The sequence below is a fragment of the Tahibacter sp. genome (genome assembly GCF_032229445.1).
In the GTDB taxonomy this organism is placed as follows: domain Bacteria; phylum Pseudomonadota; class Gammaproteobacteria; order Xanthomonadales; family Rhodanobacteraceae; genus Tahibacter.
Genome location: NZ_JAVTWC010000083.1, coordinates 1 through 7284, shown reverse-complemented (window position 1 = coordinate 7284; position 7284 = coordinate 1). Strand labels below are relative to the sequence as shown.

The window sequence follows — 7284 nt, the reverse complement described above, 5'->3', positions numbered from 1 at the left end:
AGACTTCGGCTATGCCGGCTACGGCGGCATGCTGGAACTGGGGCGCCAGCTCGCGCTGACGCTCGAATCGCCGGTGTGGCACAAGGTGCGGGCGCCGGCCCCGTGGCACGCCGCGCCGGCCGCGGGCGCAGCGCTGCCGGTTGCCGGAGAAGCCCATGCCTGAGATCCTCAAGCGCGCCAAGCCGCTGGCGGTGAATCCGCTCAAAGCCAGTCAGCCGATCGGCGCCGCCCTGGCCTTCCTCGGTCTGCGGCGGGCGATTCCGATGCTGCACGGCTCGCAGGGCTGTACGGCTTTCGGCAAGGTGTTCCTGGTACGCCATTTCCGCGAGCCGATTCCGCTGCAGACGACGGCCATGGATCAGGTGTCGAGCATCATGAGCGCCGACGAGAACGTCATCGAGGGCCTGCGCGTGCTCTGCGAAAAGAGCGGGCCGGAAATCATCGGCCTGCCCACCACCGGGCTCTCCGAGACCCAGGGCTGCGACATGCAGCGTCTGGTGCGCGAGTTCCGTCGTCGTCATCCGGAATTCTCGAACACGGCCGTGGTGCCGGTGAACACGCCGGACTACAGCGGCTGCCTGGAGACCGGCTTTGCCCTCGCCGTCGAGGCGATCATCGACACGCTGCTCCCCACCGGCCGCGGGCCGGCGTCAGCCGCGGGCGGCAGCCGGCAGGTGAATGTCCTCGCGTCGTCGATGCTGACGCCGGGGGACATTGAAGCGATCAAGGAATCGATCGAGGCCTTCGGTCTGCTGCCGGTGGTTCTGCCCGACCTCGGCGATTCACTCGACGGCCATCTGATCGATCAGGACAGCACACCGCTGACCCTGGGGGGAACCCCGAAAGCTGCCATCGCCGCGCTCGGCGAGGCGGTCGCCACCCTCGTCATCGGTCGTTCGCTGCACAAGGCGGCCGATCTTCTGCGCGCGCGCAGCGGCGTGCCGGATTATCGTTTCGATCATCTGCTCGGCCTCGATGCCTGTGATGCCTTCATCCTCGCACTGGCCGAAATCTCGGGGCAGCCGGTACCTCCCGCCATCGAGCGCCAGCGGGCGCAACTGCAGGACGCGATGGTCGACACGCATTTCATGACCGGCTTCCTGCGCATCGGTATCGCTGCCGACCCCGATCTGCTGGTGGCGCTGGGTCAGTTCCTCACCGGCGTCGGCGGCGAAGTCGTCGCGGCGGTGGCGTCGACGCGCGCCGAGGTGCTCGCCGACCTGCCGGCAGTCAGCGTGCGCATTGGCGACCTCGAGGATCTGGAACGTGCGGCACTGGCGCAGCGCGCCCAGCTCATCGTCGCCAACTCACACGCCGCGCCCAGCGCGCAGCGCCTGCAAGTGCCGCTGTTGCGCGCCGGCTTCCCCCAGTACGACTGGGTGGGTGGCTATGCGCGGACCTGGGTCGGCTATCGCGGCGCGCGCCAGGCCTTGTTCGATATCGCCAATCTCTTCCTCGGGAACCACCATGACATCCCTGTCCATCGATCGATCTACCGGGCCGGCAGCGAGAGCGACACAGCGGCGCGGGCGCCGTCTGGCGCTGGCCTGGTCCGCCACTAGCGAGGCGCCGGGAATGCTCAGGGTAGCCTTCGCCAGCAACGACCGCAGCACGGTGAATCAGCACTTCGGCGCTGCCGAGGGCTTTGCCGTCTATTCCCTGGATGGTGAGCGGGCACGGCTGGTCGAGATCGTCGAGTTTCCGCCGGCCGCCATGGAGGACAACGAAGGCAGACTGCCGGCGCGGGTGGCGTCGCTGGCGGGTTGTGCCGCCGTCTATTGCCTGGCGGCCGGCGCCTCGGCAGTGAAGCAGTTGCTGGCCGTCGGCGTGCAGCCGATCCGCCTCGACGATGAGGCGACGATCGACGTGCTGTTGCAGCAGCTCAGCCGGGCGATCTGCAGCGGCGGCACCGCCTGGGTCGACAAGGCGATCCGCCGGCAGGCGGGAGACAGCACCCGCTTCGATCGCATGCTTGACGAAGGCTGGGACGAATGATGCCGGGCACTCTCGAAGCCCGCGGCCGGGTGGTCGACGTGCGCGGCGACGTGGCCGAGGTCCGCATCGCCGTCGCCTCGAGCTGCCATGGTTGCCGGGCACGCGCCGTCTGCGGCAGTGGCGCCGAACGGTCGGTGCGCATCACCGCGCCGGCGAATGCGGTCGTCGGCGACCCCGTAGTGCTCAAGCTGGAGCAGACGAACTTCACGCTCGGGATGGCGATCGGCTATCTGCTGCCGGCCGTGACTCTGCTGCTCGGCGCGGCATTGTTGTCTTTCGCCGGCGACGCCGCCGCCGCCCTTGGCGCCGCTATCGGCCTGACCACCGGCCTGTTCCTGGTCCGCCTGCTGCACCGCCGGCTGTTCGCCGACCGCGTGCAGCCGGCCGCCTCCGTCACTTGTCCATCCCAGTCATTTCCTGGAGAAAGCCCATGACTGCAGGTCTTGCCCCCGTATCCGCGATCGAGCCCGCCGATGCGCCAATCTATGCCACCGACTTCATCAGGGAAATGCTGCGCCAGACGCGGGCGCTCGACAGCTACGGCCAGTGGGACGGCAAGGCGGTGCCGACGATCCTCGCCGGCTACGTGCTGAGCAAGGAGCAGAAGCGCGCGCTGCCGACCATCGGCGATCCCGACGAGCTGACGCTGGCCCGCGTCAAGGCTTTCCACAACGCGATTGCGGTGCTGATCGAAAAGGAATGCGGACAGATGGCCGTGCCCTTCGTGCAGATCACCCACGAAGGCTTTGGGCGTGCGCTGATCACCGTCGGCAAGCTGGTGGTCATGGATCGGACGCTGCGCGACGTACATCGCTTCGGCTTCGAGTCCCTGTCGAAGATGAAGAGCGAGGCCGACAAGCACCTCGCCGTGGCGCTCGGCGTCATCGGCCGATTCCCTGAAGTGGCCGGCATGTGAGGCGACAAGCATGAGCGAAGACGACATCAGGGAACTCGATCGGCAAGTGAAGAAGCTCAAGCGCCTCGCCGGCGAGCAGGCCGCGCGACTTCACGATCTGGTCGAAGACAGGTTGCCTGCCGCCTGGCAGGAGCTTCCGGAAATTTCACAGGCAACGCTCGCGGCCTGCCAGGCGTGGGCGGAAGCCAACGCCCGCCTGCAGGCGGCACAGAAAGGATAAGCGCATGGGCACCATCACCGGACGCACCCGCGGTGGGGACGAATGGACCCCACAGTTCGTCAGTTTCCTCGATCCGAAAAAGTGCATTGGCTGCGGCCGCTGCTACAAGGTGTGTCCACGCAACGTTCTCGATCTGGTCGAGCGCAGTGAGCAATTGCTGGCCGATGCCGACGAGGATGCCGATGACGATGACGAAATGATGGTGATGACCATCGCCAACGGCGCCGACTGCATCGGCTGCGGCGCCTGCGGTCGCGTCTGCCCGAAGGATTGCTACACCTACGAGGCTGCTGCGGCGTGAGCAGAGCGAGTTCCGCGCGCCTGCCGCTCGCCCGGGAGCGTGTCGCAATTCGGCGTGTCGCGTTTGCGACACCCATTAGACACCCACTCCACTTCGGGTGAAATCGCGGAACGCGTGCAAATTCATGGTGTTGCGGGTTATCGGCAGGGCTGGTACGAAGCTTGCGGTGATGAACTCAGGGAACCCGCCCCATCTCAAGGAGAGCAGCTCATGATCCATCTGACCCCCGCCGCGGTGAAGGCAATCAGCCGCTTCGTCAAGGCCACCGAGACTCCGGTCGCCGGTCTGCGCATTTTTGTATCCGGTGGCGGTTGCGCCGGCCTGCAATACGGACTGCGTCTCGAACAGGACAAAGGCGACGACGACCTGGAGTTCGACGTCGGTGCCGCTGCCCGCCTGCTGGTCGATCCGTTGAGCAGTTCGATGCTCGACGGCCTGACGGTCGATTTTGTCGACAGCCTCACGCAGACCGGCTTCAAGTTCAACAATCCGAATGTCGCGGGTGCCTGTGCCTGCGGCCAGTCGTTCGCGGGCTGAGGAGATCGCCATGTGGGACTACTCCGAGAAGGTGCGCGAGCACTTCTTCAACCCGCGGAACTCCGGGCCGCTCGAGAACGCCAACGGCATCGGCGATTTCGGTTCGATCAAGTGCGGTGACGCGTTGCGCCTGATGCTCAAGGTCAACCCGGAAACCGAGGTCATCGACGATGCGCGCTTCCAGACCTTCGGCTGCGGCTCGGCGATCGCCTCGTCGTCGGCATTGACCGAGATCATCAAGGGCAAGACGCTGGATGAAGCGCTGCAAGTCAGCAACCAGGACATCGCCGACTATCTCGACGGACTGCCGCCGGAAAAGATGCACTGTTCGGTGATGGGGCGCGAGGCACTGCAGGCCGCCGTCGCCAACTATCGCGGCGAGAGCTGGAAGGATGATCACGAGGAGGGCGAACTGGTCTGCAAGTGCTTCGCCATCGACGCCGTGATGATCGAGGACACGGTGCGCGCCAACAGCCTGCGGACGATCGAGGAGGTGGCCAACTACACCAAGGCCGGCGGCGGCTGTTCGGCCTGCCACGAGAAGATCGAGGACATCCTGATCGCTGTCAACGGTCGGCTCTACGCCAACGAGGTGAAGCCGGCCAAGGCGCGGCCGGCGGCCGGCGAGGTACCGGGCAAGCCGAAGCTGACCAACTACCAGCGCATCCGCAGGATCGAGGAGACGCTCGAAGCCATCCGCCCATCGCTGCAACGTGACCACGGTGATGTCACCCTGGTCGAGGTCGACGGCAAGAAGATCTACGTCGAACTCACCGGCGCCTGCCGCGGATGCTCGATGGAAGCCGCGACCCTCGGCGGCGTGCAGCAGAAGCTCATCGAAGCCCTGGGCGAACTCGTGCAGGTGCTGCCGGTCGCCGCGCTGGCCCGCGCCTAACCGTCATCCGAGAGGAAAAGCCATGCAACCGATCTACATGGACAACAACGCCACGACGGCCTGCGATCCCGCCGTCGTGGCGGCGATGCTGCCCTACTTTACCGAGCAGTTCGGCAACGCTTCCTCGATCCACAGTTTCGGCTCGCAGGTCGGCAAGGCGATCAAGCAGGCGCGCATGCAGGTCCAGTCGCTGCTTGGCGCGGCCCACGACAGCGAAATCGTGTTCAATTCCTGCGGCACCGAGTCCGACGCGACGGCCATTCTCTCGGCGCTGAAAGCCAATCCCGAACGGCGGACGGTGATCACCACGATGGTCGAGCATCCGGCGATCCTGAGCCTGTGCGCCTACCTCGAGAAGGAGGACTACACCGTGCATCGCCTGCGCGTCGACCGCAAGGGACGGCTCGACCTCGACGAATACCGGTCGCTGCTCAACGAGCGCGTGGCGATCGTGTCGGCGATGTGGGCGAACAATGAAACGGGAACCCTCTTTCCGGTCGAGGAAATGGCCGAGATGGCGCACGCGAAAGGCATCCTTTTCCACACCGACGCCGTGCAGGCCGTCGGCAAGGTCGCCATCGATCTCAAGAGCACGAAGATCGACATGCTCTCGTTGTCCGGTCACAAGCTGCACGCGCCGAAAGGCATCGGCGTGTTGTATGTGCGCCGCAATACCCGCTTCCGCCCCCTCCTGCGCGGCGGCCACCAGGAGCGTGGGCGTCGCGCCGGCACCGAGAACTCGGCGTCGATCATCGGCCTCGGCGTTGCCTGCGAGCTTGCCCAGGAGCATCTGGTGGCCGAGAACACGACCGTCAAGCGCCTGCGTGACCGCCTCGAGCGAGGGATTCTCGGCAGCGTCAGGAACGCCTTCGTCAATGGCGACACGCTCTACCGTCTGCCCAATACGGCGAGCATCGCCTTCGAGTATGTCGAAGGCGAGGGCATTCTCCTGCTCCTCAACCAGCTCGGTATTGCCGCGTCTTCCGGCTCAGCCTGCACCTCGGGCTCGCTGGAGCCGTCGCATGTGATGCGCGCGATGGCCATCCCTTATACCGCGGCACACGGGACGATTCGCTTCTCGCTTTCGCGCTACAACACCGAAGAGGAAGTGGACCGCGTCATCGCCGCCGTACCGCCGGTGATCGCGAAGTTGAGGAAGCTCTCCCCTTACTGGAGCGGTGACGGACCGGCCGCGAATCCGGAGCAGGCCTTCCAGCCGGAATACGCCTGACCGGATTCTTGTGTCACTGGTGTGCTACATTGGGCGTGTGTTGAATCCCGCCCGGCGCTTTCCATGAGCACCACGACCATCCGTATTCCCGACGACCTGAAGGCCCGCGTTGCTGCAGCAGCGGGGCGTGCGGGCACAACCCCCCACAACTTCATCCTCGAAGCGATTGCCGAAAAGGCCGAGCAGGCCGAGCGTCGTGCGGAATTCGATGCCGAGGCGGAGGAGCGGTATACCCGCATCGTCGAGTCCGGCAAGACCATCCCGTGGAGCGAAATGCGCAGCTACCTTGAGGGCCGCGTAGCCGGCAAGGCGGCGAAACCCCCGTCAGTACGCAAGCTGACGAAGTAGCGGTGTCCCGCATCGAGCTGGCGCCCGAGGTTCGGGAGGATTTCGCCCGGATTCTCGATCACCTCGATCAGTATCTGGTCGACAATCCTGCTGCGCGGATACACGAGATCGTCGAGGCCATCGGCGTGCTTGAAACGAACCCCCTGATCGGTCGCCCTGCCGACAGCGGAAAGCGGGAACTGGTGATCGGTCGCAGGACGCATGGGTATGTGGCGCTGTATCGCTACGTCGCCGAAATCGACACTGTCTTCGTGCTGGCGATACGCGCGTAGCGTGAAGCCAGTTTCGGGCGGGAGTGACGAAGTCGGGGCGATTCGCCAGGTGGGCTCGGCGCGAATCGGATTCCTCGGTTTCTGCATAACATGGAGCCACTTTAGCCGACGTCACGTGACCCGAGGTGGACCATCGCAGATTCGGACGTGGTCCCACTGTTGCTTTCCCCTGTGAGCAAGTGTCTGTAGATCTTACACTTGCCTTGCCTCGTTTGGCCTTTCTTGTCAATTGGTTACGATGCATAAATGACTGCATGGCATATCACTTGCTGGTCGCTTCCCGCAGCAAATTTTCACCATACTTACCGCCGGCCCCGACTGGATTGTGTCGAGCGATGCCGATCTGCTGGCGATGGGAAGCTGCCAAGGCATATCGACATGACCGCGGCTCAGGCGGTTCAGCAGATCAGTCGATAGACGAAGGGCCGCAGCAGCGGTCCTTCTGACATCGGCAGCTACCCGCCGAAGGCGGGTGGGTGACGGCTCTCGTACAGTTCACGCCCTCGATATCGCGCCGGGTGGCACCCTGACCCGGCAGATCACCCGCGTCTACGACGCCCTCAGCCGCC

At 65.1% G+C, this 7284-nt stretch carries 11 protein-coding genes; all 11 read left to right on the top strand.

Annotated features, from left to right (window positions below):
* The first annotated feature begins 155 nt into the window (after positions 1-155).
* The 11 genes from nifN to RUU78_RS14650 all read left to right on the top strand — a co-directional run bounded on the left by nifN (position 156) and on the right by RUU78_RS14650 (position 6715).
* Entirely contained in the window at positions 156-1562 is a 1407-nt protein-coding gene (nifN, locus tag RUU78_RS14700; RefSeq protein ID WP_313917862.1) for a nitrogenase iron-molybdenum cofactor biosynthesis protein NifN, read from the top strand.
* Between the two features lie 52 nt (positions 1563-1614).
* Positions 1615-1995: a NifB/NifX family molybdenum-iron cluster-binding protein gene (locus RUU78_RS14695; RefSeq protein ID WP_313917861.1), complete on the top strand. Its 381-nt coding sequence runs from the start codon at positions 1615-1617 to the stop codon at positions 1993-1995.
* On the top strand, positions 1992-2429 hold the full coding sequence (locus RUU78_RS14690) for a SoxR reducing system RseC family protein (protein ID WP_299069500.1): 438 nt from the start codon (positions 1992-1994) through the stop codon (positions 2427-2429). The genes RUU78_RS14695 and RUU78_RS14690 overlap by 4 nt, the downstream gene beginning before the upstream one ends.
* Positions 2426-2911 (top strand): NifX-associated nitrogen fixation protein, encoded by a 486-nt coding sequence (locus tag RUU78_RS14685; RefSeq protein WP_313917858.1) that lies wholly within the window; start codon positions 2426-2428, stop codon positions 2909-2911. Before RUU78_RS14690 ends, RUU78_RS14685 begins: the two co-directional genes overlap by 4 nt.
* A gap of 10 nt (positions 2912-2921) precedes the next feature.
* Entirely contained in the window at positions 2922-3131 is a 210-nt protein-coding gene (locus RUU78_RS14680; protein WP_015768759.1) for a CCE_0567 family metalloprotein, read from the top strand.
* Positions 3132-3135: 4 nt separating this feature from the next.
* Entirely contained in the window at positions 3136-3432 is a 297-nt protein-coding gene (gene fdxB / locus RUU78_RS14675; RefSeq protein ID WP_313917854.1) for a ferredoxin III, nif-specific, read from the top strand.
* A 210-nt stretch (positions 3433-3642) separates the two neighbouring features.
* Complete coding sequence (locus RUU78_RS14670; protein ID WP_015768757.1) at positions 3643-3969, top strand: iron-sulfur cluster assembly accessory protein; 327 nt, start codon at positions 3643-3645, stop codon at positions 3967-3969.
* Between the two features lie 10 nt (positions 3970-3979).
* Positions 3980-4864, top strand: coding sequence for a Fe-S cluster assembly protein NifU (gene nifU, locus RUU78_RS14665; RefSeq protein ID WP_313917849.1), 885 nt, complete (start codon positions 3980-3982; stop codon positions 4862-4864).
* Positions 4865-4886: 22 nt separating this feature from the next.
* On the top strand, positions 4887-6095 hold the full coding sequence (gene nifS, locus RUU78_RS14660; protein ID WP_313917847.1) for a cysteine desulfurase NifS: 1209 nt from the start codon (positions 4887-4889) through the stop codon (positions 6093-6095).
* A 63-nt stretch (positions 6096-6158) separates the two neighbouring features.
* Positions 6159-6443, top strand: a complete 285-nt coding sequence (locus RUU78_RS14655; protein WP_313917845.1) for a CopG family transcriptional regulator — start codon at positions 6159-6161, stop codon at positions 6441-6443.
* A 2-nt stretch (positions 6444-6445) separates the two neighbouring features.
* On the top strand, positions 6446-6715 hold the full coding sequence (locus RUU78_RS14650; RefSeq protein ID WP_313917844.1) for a type II toxin-antitoxin system RelE/ParE family toxin: 270 nt from the start codon (positions 6446-6448) through the stop codon (positions 6713-6715).
* The last annotated feature ends 569 nt before the right edge of the window (positions 6716-7284 follow it).